General features: G+C 64.1%; 16 protein-coding genes and 2 pseudogenes. 4 read left to right on the top strand and 14 right to left on the bottom strand.

Annotated features, from left to right (window positions below; translation table 11 throughout):
- Positions 1-1,290, bottom strand: a 1,290-nt coding sequence (locus WAN02_RS28965; RefSeq protein WP_422268843.1) for an APC family permease, incomplete at its 3' end; no start/stop codon positions are given.
- Positions 1,291-1,537: 247 nt separating this feature from the next.
- Positions 1,538-3,463, bottom strand: a pseudogene (locus WAN02_RS28970) (APC family permease); the annotation flags it as partial.
- A 176-nt stretch (positions 3,464-3,639) separates the two neighbouring features.
- Between WAN02_RS28970 and WAN02_RS28975 the strand changes: the two are divergent.
- Positions 3,640-4,377 (top strand): GAF and ANTAR domain-containing protein, encoded by a 738-nt coding sequence (locus WAN02_RS28975; protein WP_422268832.1) that lies wholly within the window; start codon positions 3,640-3,642, stop codon positions 4,375-4,377.
- A gap of 15 nt (positions 4,378-4,392) precedes the next feature.
- Here WAN02_RS28975 and WAN02_RS28980 read toward each other — a convergent pair whose 3' ends face one another.
- The 4 genes from WAN02_RS28980 to rplS form a co-directional block, all read right to left on the bottom strand.
- The gene (locus tag WAN02_RS28980; protein WP_007171389.1) at positions 4,393-4,698 is read right to left on the bottom strand and encodes a DUF2469 domain-containing protein; all 306 of its coding nucleotides are present in this window, start codon (positions 4,696-4,698) and stop codon (positions 4,393-4,395) included.
- On the bottom strand, positions 4,698-5,462 hold the full coding sequence (locus WAN02_RS28985) for a ribonuclease HII (protein ID WP_422268833.1): 765 nt from the start codon (positions 5,460-5,462) through the stop codon (positions 4,698-4,700). Before WAN02_RS28985 ends, WAN02_RS28980 begins: the two co-directional genes overlap by 1 nt.
- A 3-nt stretch (positions 5,463-5,465) precedes the next feature.
- On the bottom strand, positions 5,466-6,320 hold the full coding sequence (lepB, locus tag WAN02_RS28990) for a signal peptidase I (protein WP_422268834.1): 855 nt from the start codon (positions 6,318-6,320) through the stop codon (positions 5,466-5,468).
- Between the two features lie 70 nt (positions 6,321-6,390).
- A complete protein-coding gene (gene rplS / locus WAN02_RS28995; protein ID WP_325694368.1) occupies positions 6,391-6,732 on the bottom strand; it encodes a 50S ribosomal protein L19 in 342 nt (113 codons plus the stop codon).
- Positions 6,733-6,987: 255 nt separating this feature from the next.
- Between rplS and WAN02_RS29000 the strand changes: the two genes are divergently transcribed.
- Complete coding sequence (locus WAN02_RS29000; RefSeq protein WP_422268835.1) at positions 6,988-7,869, top strand: hypothetical protein; 882 nt, start codon at positions 6,988-6,990, stop codon at positions 7,867-7,869.
- Here the strand turns inward: WAN02_RS29000 and trmD are convergent.
- The 5 genes from trmD to WAN02_RS29025 form a co-directional block, all read right to left on the bottom strand.
- On the bottom strand, positions 7,866-8,555 hold the full coding sequence (gene trmD / locus WAN02_RS29005; protein ID WP_422268836.1) for a tRNA (guanosine(37)-N1)-methyltransferase TrmD: 690 nt from the start codon (positions 8,553-8,555) through the stop codon (positions 7,866-7,868). The genes WAN02_RS29000 and trmD overlap by 4 nt on opposite strands.
- A gap of 12 nt (positions 8,556-8,567) precedes the next feature.
- On the bottom strand, positions 8,568-9,089 hold the full coding sequence (rimM, locus tag WAN02_RS29010; protein ID WP_422268837.1) for a ribosome maturation factor RimM: 522 nt from the start codon (positions 9,087-9,089) through the stop codon (positions 8,568-8,570).
- 12 nt (positions 9,090-9,101) lie between these two features.
- Entirely contained in the window at positions 9,102-9,344 is a 243-nt protein-coding gene (locus WAN02_RS29015) for an RNA-binding protein (protein WP_036354608.1), read from the bottom strand.
- A gap of 8 nt (positions 9,345-9,352) precedes the next feature.
- A complete protein-coding gene (gene rpsP, locus WAN02_RS29020; RefSeq protein ID WP_422268838.1) occupies positions 9,353-9,895 on the bottom strand; it encodes a 30S ribosomal protein S16 in 543 nt (180 codons plus the stop codon).
- Between the two features lie 188 nt (positions 9,896-10,083).
- Complete coding sequence (locus tag WAN02_RS29025; protein WP_422268844.1) at positions 10,084-10,515, bottom strand: nuclear transport factor 2 family protein; 432 nt, start codon at positions 10,513-10,515, stop codon at positions 10,084-10,086.
- A gap of 61 nt (positions 10,516-10,576) precedes the next feature.
- Between WAN02_RS29025 and WAN02_RS29030 the strand changes: the two genes are divergently transcribed.
- Complete coding sequence (locus WAN02_RS29030) at positions 10,577-11,446, top strand: D-alanyl-D-alanine carboxypeptidase family protein (protein WP_422268839.1); 870 nt, start codon at positions 10,577-10,579, stop codon at positions 11,444-11,446.
- 198 nt (positions 11,447-11,644) lie between these two features.
- Positions 11,645-12,043, top strand: coding sequence for an STAS domain-containing protein (locus WAN02_RS29035; RefSeq protein ID WP_422268840.1), 399 nt, complete (start codon positions 11,645-11,647; stop codon positions 12,041-12,043).
- 4 nt (positions 12,044-12,047) lie between these two features.
- Here the strand turns inward: WAN02_RS29035 and WAN02_RS29040 are convergent, their stop codons facing one another.
- The 3 genes and pseudogenes from WAN02_RS29040 to WAN02_RS29050 all read right to left on the bottom strand — a co-directional run bounded on the left by WAN02_RS29040 (position 12,048) and on the right by WAN02_RS29050 (position 15,934).
- Positions 12,048-12,644 (bottom strand): TetR/AcrR family transcriptional regulator, encoded by a 597-nt coding sequence (locus tag WAN02_RS29040; protein ID WP_422268841.1) that lies wholly within the window; start codon positions 12,642-12,644, stop codon positions 12,048-12,050.
- 8 nt (positions 12,645-12,652) lie between these two features.
- Positions 12,653-14,480 (bottom strand): annotated as a pseudogene (locus WAN02_RS29045) (N-acyl-D-amino-acid deacylase family protein).
- Between the two features lie 38 nt (positions 14,481-14,518).
- Positions 14,519-15,934, bottom strand: coding sequence for an MmgE/PrpD family protein (locus WAN02_RS29050; RefSeq protein WP_422268842.1), 1,416 nt, complete (start codon positions 15,932-15,934; stop codon positions 14,519-14,521).
- Between the last annotated feature and the right edge of the window lie 74 nt (positions 15,935-16,008).

A 16,008-nucleotide genomic window follows, 5' to 3' on the forward strand; every position in this document is an offset into this window, starting at 1 on the left:
ACGATGGACCAGCCAGTGTTTGGTCATGCCATAGCCGGCCATCGAGAAACCGGTGAATACGCCCATCGCAAACAGCGGCACCACCGCGTCGACCGAGCCGCCGGTCACGATCACCAGTGTCACCGCCAGTGCAGTCAGCACAATGATGGCGTTCGAAAACACCAAACGATGACCACGTTTCATCATCGGCCGCGGCAGAAAGCTGTCCTCGGCAATGAAGCTCGTCAGCGCGGGAAAACCGTTGAAACTGGTATTCGCACCGAAGAACAAGATCGCGGCGCTGGCCGTCTGCAGCAGCAAGTACGTGATCTTCCCGATCACCCCGTTGCCGAAGACCGCCCGGCCAACCTCGGAAAGCATCGACGGATATTCAGCGATAAACGGAGTGGCGTGAGTGGCATGTACCAGGTAGATGACACCAACCAACAAGAACCCGAGGATGCAGGCCATTCGGGTGAGGACCCGACGCGCATTGGGGCCTTGCGGCTCTCGGAAGACATTGACGGCGTCGGTGATCGCCTCGACCCCGGTCAGCGAGGTGCCGCCGTTGGCGAAAGCGCGTAACACGATCAACAACGTCGCGCCCATGATCAGCCCGTTGCCCTGATGCACTGGCACAGAGCCAACAATGTGCTCCGAGTTGTATTGCGGTAGACCCCAGAAGATCTGGCGAACCACCCCGGTCACGATCATCACCGTGAGCATGACGATGAAAGCGTAGACCGGCACAGCGAAGATCCGGCCAGCCTCTTTCATTCCGCGCAGGTTGGCGTAAGCGATGAGCAGCAACGCAGCCACGGTGATTTCCAAGTGGTAGGGGCCGAGGGACGGTACCGCCGAAACCACTGCAAACGTGCCCGACGCGCACTGCACCGCCACGGTCACCACATAATCGATCAACAGCGCCGCAGCCGAGATCTGCGCGATACGCGGTCCGAAATTGCTTCGTGCCACCAGATACGAGCCACCTCGCTGGGTGTAGGCCATCACCACTTGGCGGTATGACCCTGTCACCAACGCCAAAATCACCAAGATCACGCCGGTAATCGGAAGCACGAGCACATATGCCGCCATTCCTGCCGCCGGCAGCAACTCGACCATGATCTGCTCGGGGCCGTACACCGTCGAGGAGATTGCATCGGGCGAAAGCGCGCCTAGCGCAACGACATTCGACAGGCTCTCATGTTCGAGATTCTCAGTGATAAGCGGCTTTCCGAGGAAAAACCGCTTCCAGGCATCGATGAATGTTGACGGGGCTTTGTGCTCGTCCGCCGGATCTACCACAGTGATGCTCTTCCCCGCCCTGCCGTTCGCACTACTTACGAGAAACTTACGCCCGAGAACGTTAGCGTCTCGACCGGGGATTCGGTTACCCGAGTGGGTGCTGCCAGCGATTATTCTCAGCGAATTAACATCTCGGCCGGGCGTGGGTGACTGCGTCGAATCGACGCGAGTTTCAAACCGCAGGCATTGTCGCCTGCGTCTTTCCGGCGGAATCCGGCGATTGGCCGGTGCTTTCCCGCTCGCCGCCCTGCAGCGCACGCGCAACCCGCGAGCCCACGTCGTAGGCCAGAATCTGGGCGCTTGCCCCCGGGACGCGGCTGATCACCCGGGCAAGCATGTCAGCGGTACGGTCATGGAGTAGCCGGCCGGCCAGTGCCGAATACATTCGCCGGGGCAACAACACCGTCACGGTCGCGTCGGGATAGTCGTCCTTGACCTTCGCCACCAGGAGCTGGGCGGCGCGGCCGAGTTGTCGATCGAGACACTCGATCAGGCGCAACTCGGTGCCGGCGTTGTAGCGTTGCCATCTCTCCTGGAGCTCCGCGGCATGCGCGCTGTCCAGAATGAAGTGCACGGCGACCAGATCGTCGGCGTGCAGGCCCTTCGCGTAGCGCAGCGCTTCGATTTCTGCCAGGTCGATGGAATCGATGAAGACCAGTACCCGGTGACGAGCGTGCCTCGTCAGGTCGGGACGCTGGGTACGTGACATCTCCAACACCGACGCTTCGGCGCGGTATTGCTTGTTGAGCCGCATCAACCCCAGCACCAGGATCGGGAAGACCACCACCACCAGCCAGGCGCCCTCACTGAACTTCGCGAACGCGAAGATGACCACCACACTCGTCGACAAGATGCCCGCCGACAGGTTGACCACCAGCTTGTAGCGCCAGCCGGGTCCGCGATGGGTCAGCCAGTGTCTGGTCATGCCGTAGCCGGTCATGGAGAACGCGGTGAACACACCCATCGCGAACATTGGCACCAGCGCGTTGACCCCGCCTCCGGTGGCCACCAGCAGCGCCACCGCCAGCATGGCCAGCAGGATGATGGCATTGGAGAACACCAGCCGATGACCCCGCTTCATCAGCGGTCGCGGCAGGAAACTGTCCTCCGCAACAAAGTGAGTCAGCGCCGGAAAGCCGTTGAAGCTGGTGTTGGCGCCGTTGTACAGAATCGCCGCGCTCGCCGCCTGCAGCAGAAAGTACAAGACCTGGCCAATCAGTCCTTGGCCGAAAACTGCCCGGCCGATCTCGGACAGCATCGACGGATATCCGGCGGAAAACGGCACGGAATGAGTGGCGTAGCCAAGCCAGGCCACACCGGCCAACAACAGCCCCAGCACCGCAGCCATGCCGGTCAGCACTCGGCGGGCGTTAGGGCCCTCGGGTTTACGAAACAGGTTGACGGTGTTGGAGATCGCTTCGACCCCGGTCAGCGACGAGCCTCCGTTGGCGAACGCTCGCAGCAACACCAGTACGGTCGCCCCCATGACCAGGCCGTTGCCCTGGTGGATCGGCACCGCGCCGTCGAGGTGTTGCGGATCGTATTGCGGCAGATTTCCGAGGATCTCACGGGCAAGGCCGACCACGATCATCAGCGCGAGCATGCCGATAAACCAGTACGTCGGCACCGCGAAGGTCCGGCCCGCCTCGCGCAGGCCGCGCAGATTAGCAAAACAGAAGACCAGCACGGCCCCGACCGAGATTTCCAGGCTGTACGGGCCCAGCACCGGTAGCGCCGACGCCACCGCCACAGTGCCGGCCGCGCACTGGATCGCCACGGTGACCACATAGTCGATCAGCAGCGCCGCGGCCGCGACCTGTGCTATTCGAGGTCCGAAGTTCTCCCTGGCCACGATGTAGGAGCCGCCGGCCCGGGTGTAGGCCATCACGACCTGCCGATACGACGCCGTCACCAGCGTCAGAATCAACAAGATCACGCCGATCAACGGAAGCATCAACACAAACGCGGCCATCCCAGCCGCCGGTAGCAGCTCGACCATGATCTGCTCGGGACCGTAGGCCGTCGAGGAAATTGCATCCGGCGAAAGTGCACCCAGCGCAACAGGATTCGACAACTTCTCGTGTTGAAGTTCGTCGGTGATCATCGGCTTGCCGAGCACGACGCGCTTCCAGCCGTCAAGGAATGACGGTGCGATCTTGTCGGCGGCGGGGACGGTCATTGGTCCTTCCTAACCGATTACAGCGCCACCTGCCGGGCTCGATTGGGGCTTTGGCGCCATCCTTAACGGAATTCTGACGCCCGTCCCATTACGGACACGCACGGCGAACTCAACCGAAACGTCGATAGGGTGGTCAGGAGTCCGAGCAGCTTGGGATGATGTACGACGTGGCAGACATGGCGAACAACGGTTCCGCGGACACACCGACCGCGGACCCCAGCACGGTTTTCGCCGCGCTGGCCGAGATCATCTATCAGGGCTCGGAATCGAGCGAGATTTACGCGGCGATCTGCGTCGCGGCGACACTCGTGGTCACCGGGTGCGATCACGCCAGCCTGCTGGTACGCCGCGACGGCCGCTACGTCACCGTCGGTGCTAGCGACAGCATCGCGCAGCGGATCGACGACATGGAACGTAAGGCAGGCGAAGGGCCATGTGTCGACGCGATCGAAGAAGAGACTCCGCAGATCGAAACCGACTTGAGCACCCCGAACCAATGGCCGCAGCTAGCGGCGCAGCTGGTTGCCGAGACACCCGTGCGCGGGGCGATGGGTTTCCGCATCCTGGTCGACAAGCGGAAAACGGGTGCGCTCAACCTGTTCAGCGACAAGCCGAACGTCTTCGACACCGAATCCGCCGGCCAGGCCATCGTGCTGGCATCGTTCGCCAGCGTGGCCATCAACGCCGTCGCGTCGGGCGAGGATGTCTCCACCTTGCGGCGCGGGCTACTGTCCAACCGCGAGATAGGCAAGGCCGTCGGGATGCTGATGATGCTGCACGGTGTGGACGAGCAAGAAGCGTTCAACATCCTGCGCCGGTACTCCCAAGATCTGAACATCAAGCTCGCCGACGTAGCGCGGACTGTCATCGAAAGCCGCGGCAAGCCGATGTTCGGCCGCAGTGACCAGCGCTAGCGTCGGTGTCTGAGCTTATTCCGGCAACCGCAACTCGGGTTTCTCGACCTCTTCGATGTTGACGTCTTTGAAGGTGACAACCCGCACCTGCTTGACGAACCGGGCCGGGCGGTACATGTCCCATACCCACGCGTCGGACAGCCGTAGCTCGAAGTACACCTCGCCATCGGCGTTGCGCGGAACCATCTCGACACTGTTTGCCAGATAGAAGCGTCGCTCGGTTTCCACCACGTAACTGAACTGCCCCACGATGTCCTTGTATTCGCGGTACAGCGAGAGCTCCATCTCGGTTTCATACTTTTCGAGATCTTCGGCACTCATCAGCTCAGCCGTCCTTCTCCGTCCCGCGGTTGATTGGCGTGCTCCATCTTTCCCCACCCATTTTCATTCTGCTGACCCGGTGCGCACTCCGCCACCATCTGGGTACCCGACCCCGACGCCACCCGCCGTACGTTGATGAATGAACGCCGATGCTCCGAGCAGGGCCCCAGCTCGTTGAGCGCCGCCAAATGCGCCGCGGTGCTGTAGCCCTTGTGCACGGCGAAGCCGTAGCCCGGATGATCGGACTCCATTGCCACCATCAGCCGGTCCCGGCTGACCTTGGCCAGCACACTGGCCGCGGCGATGCACGCCGCCGCTGCGTCACCTCCGATGACCGGCAGCGACGGCACGGGTAGCCCCGGCACCCGGAATCCGTCGCTGAGCACGTAACCCGGGCGAAGCGACAGTCCTGCCACCGCCCGGCGCATGCCTTCGATGTTCGCCACATGCACGCCGCGGCGGTCAACCTCGGTCGACGGGATGAACACCACGTGGTACGCCAGCGCGTATCGGCAAATCAGCGGGTAGAGCCTCTCCCGCGCCTTTTCGCTGAGCTTCTTCGAATCATCAAGAGCAGCAAGGCTTTCCAATCGGCTCGGCCCCAGTACGCACGCGGCGACCACAAGCGGCCCCGCGCACGCCCCGCGCCCGACCTCGTCCACGCCGGCGACCGGCCCGAGACCGCTGCGATACAGCGCGGCCTCCAGGGTGCGCAGGCCCGACGATTTGCGGATCACCGTCCGCGGCGGCCAGGTCGTGGCCATGGCCTAGTGATTCTGCTGAGGATTCACCGCACGCACAGCGCCCCACCGCGAGGGCGGCCACACAATGAACCTCGCCTTGCCGATGACATTGCCGACCGGCACCGTGCCGGCCATGGGATCACCCGTGCACAGCAGTCCGTTGATGGCGTCGCCAGGGGTGCTGGTGCAGTGTGCGCGGGAGTCCGCCGAGTGAGTCCGGTTGTCCCCCATCACCCATAGCCGCCCCTGCGGAACGCTGACGGGCCCGAATTCGGGCCCCAGGCAGGGATAGACAGCCGGGTCGGCGTTCAGCGTCGCCGGGTCGAGGTACGGCTCTGTCAGCTTCTTGCCATCGACCGTCAGCCCGGTGTTGTTGCGGCACTGCACGGTCTGGCCGCCCACCGCGATAACGCGCTTGACCAAGTCGTTTTCGTCAGGAGGCACAAACCCGATGAACGAGAACGCATTTTGCACCCAACGGATCGCAGCGTTGTGCGAACGGATGGATTTGTAACCGATGTTCCACGGCGGCGGTCCCTTGAACACGATCACGTCACCGGGTTGCGGCGAGCCGAAGCGGAAGGTGACCTTGTCGACCATGATCCGGTCGCCGACACAGCCCGAGCAGCCATGCAGCGTGGGTTCCATCGATTCCGACGGGATGAGGTAGGGACGGGCCACGAACGTCAACATGACGTAGTAGAGCACCAACGCGATGACGGCCAGGATCACCGTTTCCCGCAGCGCCGCCCGCCTTTTGTCAGCGTGATCGTCCGGGTCCGAATCCGGCTCCGCTACGGGCGGGGCGCTTGTCGCGACTTCTGGATCGGCCGGACCGGAATCGGGTTGACCCTCGGGCGGGCCGGTCGGTTCAGTCACGGGTTCAGCGTAGTCAGCATCGCCGGGCAAATCGGCAGGGCCGCCACAGAAACGCCGACCGCGCCGAAAATCAGCGCTTTTCCTTGATCTTGGCTTTCTTGCCGCGCAGCTCGCGCAGGTAGTAGAGCTTGGCGCGACGAACGTCGCCGCGCGTCACGACGTCGATGTGGTCGATGTTGGGCGAGTGCACCGGGAAGGTCCGCTCGACGCCGACGCCGTAGCTCTCCTTGCGGACGGTAAAGGTCTCGCGGACCCCGCCGCCCTGGCGGCGCAGCACGACGCCCTTGAACACCTGGATACGCTCCTTGGCGCCCTCGATGACCTTCACGTGGACGTTGATCGTGTCACCGGGGTTGAAGGCCGGGAGGTCGTCGCGCAGCGACGTCTTGTCGACGAAATCCAGCGTGTTCATGTCGGAAGACACTTCCTTGCGGTCGCGGCTGCGTGCTGCTGCTCACCGCTGCGAACAGGTGGGCAGGCAACCTAGCCGATGGGTTTCGGGCATCTGGGTGCGTCTCGCGGTAGGCGGGAGCGGACGGTCCGGCCGACAACCGCTGGAGACAACTGGTCAATTGTGCCAGATCGGGCCCACGCAGCGAAATCGCGGCGAATCGCCGCTCCGACTGACCCGGCCGTGACGTGGGCGAATGGTACACATGAGCGTGAAATGACCAAGCGAGCCCGGCCGCTGCTGCGACTGATCGCCACCGCGGCGGTGCTGACGGTGTGGATGACCGGCTGCGCAAAGGTGTACGGCTCACCCGACAGCCCGGAACCCGCGGTCCATGCCCCGGAGTCACCTCCTGCCGCCGCGTTTGACGGGTTGCCGGCCCGGATCGCGCAGGCCACCGACGCCGCCGTCGCAGACGGCGCAACCATCTCGATCGCCGTCCTGGACCGCGTCACCAGTCAGATGCTGTCCAACGGCAACAACCAGCTGGTCGGGATCGCATCCGTCGCGAAGCTCTTCATCGCCGACGATCTGTTGTCACAGGATGCAAGCACGCCGCTGTCGTCGGGCGACCGCCAGGCGCTGGACAGCATGCTGCGGTCCTCCGATGACGACGCCGCAGAGACGTTCTGGGCCGCGCGCGGCGGCGAAACGATCATCAACGACGTCGCCGGTCGCTACGGGTTGACGTCGACCACGCCACCCAGCGACGGGCAGTGGTGGGACACGATGAGCTCGGCCACGGATCTGGTGCATTACTACGACAGGCTGCTCAGCGGGTCCGGCGGATTGTCTGGCGAGCGTGCGGAGATCATCCTCAACGACCTTGCCGGCTCGACGGCTACCGGGGCGGACGGCTACCCGCAACGGTTCGGCATTCCCGACGGGCTCTTCGCCGAACCGGTCGCCGTCAAGCAGGGATGGATGTGCTGCATGGACGGCAGCAGCTGGATGCATCTGTCGACGGGCATCATCGGCGCGGACCGGCGATACGTCATGGTGATCGAGTCGCAGCAGTCCTCGGACGATGCGACCGCGCGGGAAACCATCACTCAGGCCGTCAAGACGATGTTTCCGTCCGGGCGGATCGGCGCCTAGCCCCGATCCGGGTGCCACAGGTCGGGACGGCGTTCGCGGGTGCGCTGCTCCGCGGTCTGCCGCCGCCAAGCCGCGACGCGAGCGTGATCGCCCGACAACAGCACCTCGGGGACGTCGAGCCCGAGCCAGCTCGGCGGCCGGGTGTACGACGGGCCTTCCAGCACACCGTAGGAATGCGAATCGTCTTGGTGCGAAAGAGGATTACCCAAGACGTTCGGCAGGAGACGCAGCACCGCCTCGATCATGACCAGCGCCGCCGACTCTCCGCCCGGCAAGACGTAGTCGCCGATCGACACCTCCTCGATTCGCATCCGCGTAGCCGCATCGTCGATGACTCGCTGATCGATCCCCTCATAGCGGCCGCACGCGAACACAAGATGCGATTCACTGCCCCACCGCTGCGCGGTCGACTGCGTGAACAGTACGCCTGCAGGCGTCGGGACAACGAGAAGCGTTTCCGGCGAGCAGATCTCGTCGAGCGCCTCGCCCCATACCGGCGCTTTCATCACCATCCCGGGACCGCCGCCGTAGGGCGAGTCGTCGACCGAGCGGTGCACGTCGTGCGTCCAGCGACGGAGGTCGTGCACACCGAGCTGGACCAGACCTGATTCTATTGCCTTGCCCGGCAATGACTCTCGCAGCGGATCCAGGTAGGTCGGGAAGATCGTTACGACATCGATTCTCACCACACTGCGTCCTCAGTTCTCCAGTTCCAGGAGTCCCTCGGGCGGATCGACCTCCACGACACCGTCCTCCAACGAGACCGACGTGACGATCGCGCCCACGAACGGCACCAGCAACTCGCCGCCCTGTTCACGGTTGACGGCCAGCAGCTCACCGCCCGCGGTGTGCAAAACCTCAGCAACGACGCCGATTTCGCGGCCGTCAACCGTCCGCACGCGAAGACCTTCGAGCTGGTGGTCGTAGTAGGTGTCGGCCTCGTCGATGGGCGGCAGGTCCGCGGAGTCGACGACGAACAGGCTGCGGCGCAGTGCGTCGGCGGCGTCACGGTCGGCGACGCCGGATAACCGCACCAGCAGGCGGCTGCCATGGGCACGGACCGTTTCGACGGTGTAGATACGCTCGCGGCGATCAGAACCCTTGGCGCGCAATATCGAACCGGGCGCGAACCGAAGCTCCGGGTCATCGGTGCGAACCTCGACGACGAGTTCGCCGGTGACGCCGTGCGCTTTGACCACGCGCCCGACTGTCAACTCCAAGGGAGCTCTCCGCTACTGGTCGGTGTCCACCACGTCGACACGAATGCCGCGACCACCGATGCCCGCAACGAGGGTGCGCAGCGCGGTCGCGGTGCGCCCGCCTCGACCGATCACCTTGCCCAGATCGTCGGGGTGAACGTGCACCTCGACGGTCCGGCCACGCCGGCTGGTCACCAGATCGACGCGTACATCGTCAGGGTTGTCGACGATCCCGCGGACCAGATGTTCGACGGCGTCGACGACGACGGTACTCATGGCGGTGGTCAGCTCTCGGTCGCGGGCTCGGCCTGCTCGCCAGCAGCGGCCTGCTCGCCAGCAGCGGCCGGCGCGGCCTCATCGGCCGGCTTCTCGGCTTCGTCGGCCTTCTCGGGGGTGTCCGCTTTCGCAGCGGTGTCCGCGGCGGCGGCCTTCTTCGCCGGAGCCTTCTTCTTCTTCGGCGTCGAGGCCTCGGTGTCGGGGCCACCATCGGCGGCAGCCAGGGCGGCGTTGAACAACTCGAGCTTGGTCGGCTTGGGTGCGGCGACCTTCAGCCTGCCCTCTGCGCCGGGCAGTCCCTTGAACTTCTGCCAGTCGCCGGTGATCTTCAGCAGCTTCAGGACGGGTTCGGTGGGTTGAGCCCCTACCGACAGCCAGTACTGGGCCCGCTCGGAGTCGACCTCGATCAGGCTCGGCTCCTCCTTGGGGTGATACCGGCCGATGACCTCGATTGCTCGGCCTTCGCGCCGTGTCCGCGAATCGGCGACCGCGATACGGTACTGCGGATTGCGGATCTTTCCGAGCCGGGTGAGCTTGATCTTTACAGCCATGGTTGAGCAACTTCTCCTACCGATGTCACGCTGCAATTCAGCGATTCGGGCGGGATGCCCGGATCCGGTTTTGCCTCGCGTGTGTGACCGCCGAACAAGCATCGCGCAAACGATGGGTCGCGCGGCGGACAGCCGCCTATTGTGCCAGAGCCGGGCCTGAAGTCAGAAATTCAGTCCGAGCGCGGCCCCTACAGGATTTTCTGGAAGCACTTGGTCTCCACCCGGCGGGTCATCCGCCACCCGTCGGCGGTGCGGACGAAGTCGTCGTCGTACCACAAGCCGCAGAACATGATCTGTTCCTGGTCTTTTTTCGTCGCCCCCGGCAATACCATCGGGTTGAAACAAATCGTCCGTGACGACGCGGTGTCCCCGTCGATCCGAACCGAGAAGTTGCCCAGCATGTGCGCGTACATCGGAAAGTTCGGCAAGACCTCGGCCAACCAGGCTTTCACCTCCGGATAGCGGCCTTCGATGCCACCGAGGGCCGTGTAATCGATGTAGGCGTCCTGGGTGAATACCGCGTCCAGACCGTCGAAGTGATGCGTGTCGATCGCGGTCGAGTAATCAACGATCAGCTGCTGGATTTCCAACCGGTCCGAGATTTCGGCATGGCTCAACATGGGTCGATTGAACACCTCCGAGGTCAACGACAGGCGGCGCGGGCCGGTAAGCTGCGTGGCCATGCGGAAGCTTCTCGCCGCAGTAGCGGCTGTCTTCTCCCTTGTCGGCAGCAATGCAACTGCTTGGGCGGACACCGGCGTGCAGCCGGTCGGTTCGGTGCCCATCCCCGATGGGCCGGCTCAGACCTGGCTGGTCGCGGACCTCGATTCCGGTCAGGTGCTGGCCGCTCGCGACGAGAACCTTCGTCATCCACCGGCCAGCACCATCAAGGTGTTGCTGGCGCTGGTGGCCCTCGACGAGCTGAGCCTGGACTCGACCGTCGTCGCCGACCCAGCCGACAGCCAGGTCGAATGCAACTGTGTGGGCGTGAAAGCCGGCCGCACCTACACGACGCGCCAACTGCTGGACGGCCTGCTTCTGGTGTCGGGTAACGACGCGGCCAACACGCTGGCGCACATGCTGGGCGGCCTGGGCGCCACCGTGGCCAAGATGGACGCCAAGGCGGCATCGCTGGGCGCGGTGAACACCCATGCGTCAACGCCGTCGGGATTGGACGGGCCGGGCGGCTCGGGTTGGTCGACAGCCCACGACCTCGCGGTCATCTTCCGAGCGGCGATGGCCAACCCGGTCTTCGCTCAAATCACGGCAGAGCCGTCGGCTGTGTTCCCCGGAACTGACGGAGACCACCCGATCGTCAACCACGACGAGCTCCTGACGCGATACCCGGGCGCCATCGGCGGCAAGACCGGGTTCACCGACGCCGCGCGCAAGACATTCGTCGGCGCCGCGGCTCGCGGGGGCCGCCGCCTGGTGGTAGCCATGATGTACGGGTTGGTGCGCGAGGGCGGACCAACCTACTGGGATCAGGCCGGTGGCCTGCTCGACTGGGGCTTTGCGCTCAACCCGCAGTCGGCGATCGGCACACTGTAGGTCTCAGACGACACCCGCCACGGTTTCGGCTAGTCTTCGGTGTGCCGTGGGATTTTATTGCGCAGGAGTCGAATATGAGTATCCGCGGCGTTCGGTCGACACACGTCGGCAGGGTCCGTGGGTTGAGTCGCCAGCCATTGTCAACGACGTCTGCTCCGTTAGTAGCCGACGCAGGTGTCCGTAAGGAATGAGAGATCGATGATGGCCGAAAACCAACATGCTGAATCTGGTTCGCCACCTCAATCCGACAAAGACGACTTCAGCACCCATGAGTCGGAGGTCGAGGGGCTGGCGGTGGTAGCCGTGAGCGGAAGCGTGGACATGCTTACCGCCCCCGGGCTGACCGAGGCCATCGATTCCGCGCTCGCCAAAAAGCCCAAGGGCCTCATCGTCGACTTGTTGAGGGTCGAATTCCTCGGCTCGGCCGGCATCAGCGTCTTGATGAAGACCCGCGACAACCTCGGCGAGTCCATCCCGTTCTGCGTGGTCGCCGATGGGCCCGCCACGCATCGACCACTCACGTTACTGGGTATCAACGAGCTGATGAGCGTGTATCGAGGGCTGGACGACGCCGTCGCGAAACTCACCGACGACTAGGCGGTCAGCCCGGCAGGCCGATGCCGCTCAGCAACGACGACAGTAGGGCGATCCGCCGATCTTCGATGTCGGGCTGCGGTAGTACAGCTCGCAACATCGCGGCTCCATCAAAAGTGTTGGTCAACAACGCCACCAGAACCGGGAACGTCTCCTGCGACAAATTGTCGGCGCCGGGTAGAGCGCGCGCGGCGTCGCAGATCTTGCTGGTGTATTGCTCGAGAACGTTTTGTAAAGTGGCATTGAGCTTTTCGTCGGTGCGCGCGGCGATCATCAGTTCGTAGAGCACGGCGTTGGTCGGACTGCTGGTGATGTCTCGCAGGATCGTCAGTCCGGCCTCCATGGCCGGCCGGTCAGAAGGTATCGCGGCGACCTGCTTGGTGAACGAATCCAGTTGCCGCCGAAGCACTTCGTAGGCCGTGGCAGCCATGAAGTCGCCCATCGTGTCGAAGTGCCGGAACAAGGCGCCGACGGATACTCCGGCTCGCTTGGTGATAACCGCCGCGGAGGCCCGGGCGTATCCGACTTCGATGATCGTCCCGATGCTGGCCTCGAGCAGACGCGCCACCGTCTCCTCCCGGCGCTGTTGCTGCGTCCTTGCCATCGGGTGACCTACGCGCTCGAGCCGGCGAGTTGTCGGCGACTTGCGCCCGCCCGCAGGTAGCGGCCGGACTTCACCGTCTTACCGTAGCCGTCGCGGAATTCGCCGTTGCGGAACACAATTGCGCCGTTCACACCCGTCGCCACCACCGCCGCGTCGTTGCGGTTGACCATGCGGCTCAGGTCGCCGTAGAACGGGACCTTTTCCTCGTGATAGGCATCCACCGAGTCGTCCAGGCCGGCGGGATCGATCACGACGAAGTCGGCGCGATCGCCTTCCCGCAGCGTGCCGGCGTCCAGGCCGAACCATTCGGCCACTTCGCCGGTCAGGCGATGCACGGCGCGTTCGATGGTGAGGAAGGGCTGCCCATCTTGGTAAGCGTCCAGCGTGCGCTTGAGGAACCGCAGCGAATAGTTGTAGAAGGCCATGTTGCGCAGGTGCGCACCGGCGTCGGAAAAGCCCATGTGGATACTCGGTTCGGCGGCCAACTTGTTCAGCTGCTTGGGCCGATGGTTGGCGACGATGGTGGTCCAGCGCACGTTGCGCTCACCGTTTTCGACCAGGACATCGAGGAACGCGTCCAGCGGGTGGAGCCCTCGCTCCTTGGCGATCGCACCGAAGCTCTTGCCGATCAGCGTCTTGTCGGGGCATTCGACGATCACTGCGTCGTGAAAGTCTTTGTGCCACAGCGACGGGCCGAGCTTGACGCGGTCGAATTGCCGACGGAACCTGCGGCGGTATTCCGTATCGGCCAGTAACTCATTGCGCTCCAGCTGGTCCCGCAGGTGTAGCGCAGCGGTCCCCGCACCGAACTCTTCGAAGACCGGCAGGTCGATGCCGTCGGAGTAAAGCTCGAACGGCACCGGCAGGTGCTGGAATCGAACCTTCGACCGCAGGACAAAGTTCATCAGCCGCGTGCCCAGGCCGAACACGTGTACCGCTAACGGCATCGACTTGGCGTCGGCAGATACCAGCAGGCTCATGCGAACGGCTTTGCGCAACCCGAACATTGGGCTGCTGGCCAGGAAGAACAGCAGTCCGGATTCGGCTTTGGCGACGTTGGGCGCACTCTGCAGAATCCGGCCGCGCTTGCGCAGCACCTTGATCAGCTTGCGGCGTTCCCGCCACGTCGCGAAGGTGGACGGCAGCGCGCGAGAGCGGAAGCGGTCGCCGTCGAGTTTGTCGATCGCAGCGTCCATCCCGGACATGCCGAGCATGCCGGCCTTCAGAGCGTCGTCCAGCAAAGCGGCCATCTTGTCGAGTTCGGCGTCGGTGGGCTCCACGTCGCGGGTGGTGGCGCGTTCGAGGCCGAGCACCGAGGTCCGGAGATCCGAATGACCAAGCAGTGAGCTGACATTCGGGCCCAACGGCAGGCCGTCGATTGCCTCGACGTATTCCGCGGGAGTCGACCAGGTCTTGTTGTCCTGCAATGCGGCAAGAACGAATTTGCGCGGCACCGCCTCGACCCGACTGAACAGGTCGGCGGCATCGTCGGCATTGGCGTAGACGGTCGACAGCGAGCACATGCCGAGCAATACCGTGGTGACACCGTGGCGAACCGACTCCCGCAATCCGGGATCCAGCAGCACCTCGGCGTCGTAGTGGGTGTGCACGTCGACGAATCCGGGAACGACCCACTTACCCTTCGCGTCGATGATCTCGGGGCAGCCGGTCTCGTCCAACGAAGTCGACGACACCGTGCACACGACGCCGTCGCGGATGCCCAACGTGCGGGTTTGCGGCGTGCTGCCGGTTCCGTCGAACCACAATCCGTCGCGAATGATCACGTCGTAGCTCACTATCTTCCTCCGCATCGTTGGGGTGTTGCCAAGCTAGCATAGATAGCGAGTACTCGCAATCTTTTCTTGCTCGCCCTGCTAGAGCCGTCCCCTGGTTCGCGGCCGCTGCACCGATGGACTCACCGCACCGAGAAGCGCCGTGAGCTCGGCGATCGAGATGTCGTCCAGACCGTGCACCGCGTCGATGATCTGGGCGCGCAGCGCGTCGTCGGCGAATGGTTCGGCGAGCCAATGGAATTTCTCCACTACCCGATCCCATGACATGGGCCGAGTCGGCGATCCCTCGAAGTCGGACTGTTCGCGGCGAAACTCGCGACCGTCCTTGAGCGTGATCTGCACGCGAGCCTGCGTGCGTTCGGGATAGGCCGCGGTCAGATCGGCGGCCTGGCGGACATCTACCCGCACCAGCAGGTCTTGGACGTCACTGCGGCGGACTCGTTGTGTCTCAAGCTGTTCGGGACCGACCTGACCGTCCAGCAACGCCGCGGCCACCAGATACTTGAGGTTGTAATCCGCCTGCTCTTTGGTCGACGGGTGGTCCTTGTTGCCGTAACGGCCACCGCCGGCGATGTCGAATGCACCTTGGAATACCTCGAGTGTCACTGTCGCGACGTCCGCACCGGTGATGCCGTGCTCGTCACGAAGCGCCAGCGTTGCGTCGATAACCACCTGGCCGTGGATCAGCGCGCAGTACTGCTTGAGGTAGGTCTGCTCGACAGCGATCAGTGCGCGGTCGGATGTGCTCAGATCGATGCGCTGATCGAACAACTGCTCAAGGCCATTGGGTCCCTCGAAAAGCGCACGCGGACCCGTGATTCCGCGGCCGGCAAGCATGGTCGCATAGACGGCACGCATCCCGGTGATGGCCGGCGAGATGCCCTTCCATGTCGACACCGGTTCGGTGTGCACGGCTGCGAGGGACACGTTGTCCACCGCGGAGGAGGCGACGGCGTCGCCGGTCTGCGCGACGCCAAGACCGAGCAGCTTCGCCGAGCCCGCTGCGGCCGAGATTCCCAGTTGCAGCGCGTGGTTGAGGCCGCGGCCCATCACGGGAACCTGCGCGCTGAAACGACACTGGACCTCATAGGCGATCGCGAGAGCCAGCAGGAAGTCCGACCCGCTGGCATCGACGTGCTCGGCGACGGCGAACACCGCACCGAAGTTGTCCGCCGGATGGCACAAACCGCCGGGGGTCAGATAGGTATCGAGGAGATCCGGATAACGCACCAGCACCGCGTTGAAGAAGGCGGCCTGATCCACCGACGCGCGTCCGCCGCCGACGAAAGTCGCGGTCGGGCGGCTGCTGAACTGTTCGGCATGTGCGCGGATCGCGGGAATGAGCTCGCCGTCGAGCGCGCCGATCGCACAGGCGATGCTGTCCAGGACATTGCGTTTCAGCGTCGCCCGCGCGTCTCCGCTGATATCGGACTGATCAGCGTTGACCACGAAATCTGCGAGCCGGTCGACGGTGTACCCGGGGCTGTTGTCGGTCATGGCAGGCCTGTCTCGAAAACGGTTGGCGAGTCCAGATTGCCATCTCCGGCAAGTTCGATGCGCCGGTACATGTC

The sequence above is a fragment of the Mycobacterium sp. genome, assembly GCF_049281135.1.
GTDB lineage: Bacteria > Actinomycetota > Actinomycetes > Mycobacteriales > Mycobacteriaceae > Mycobacterium.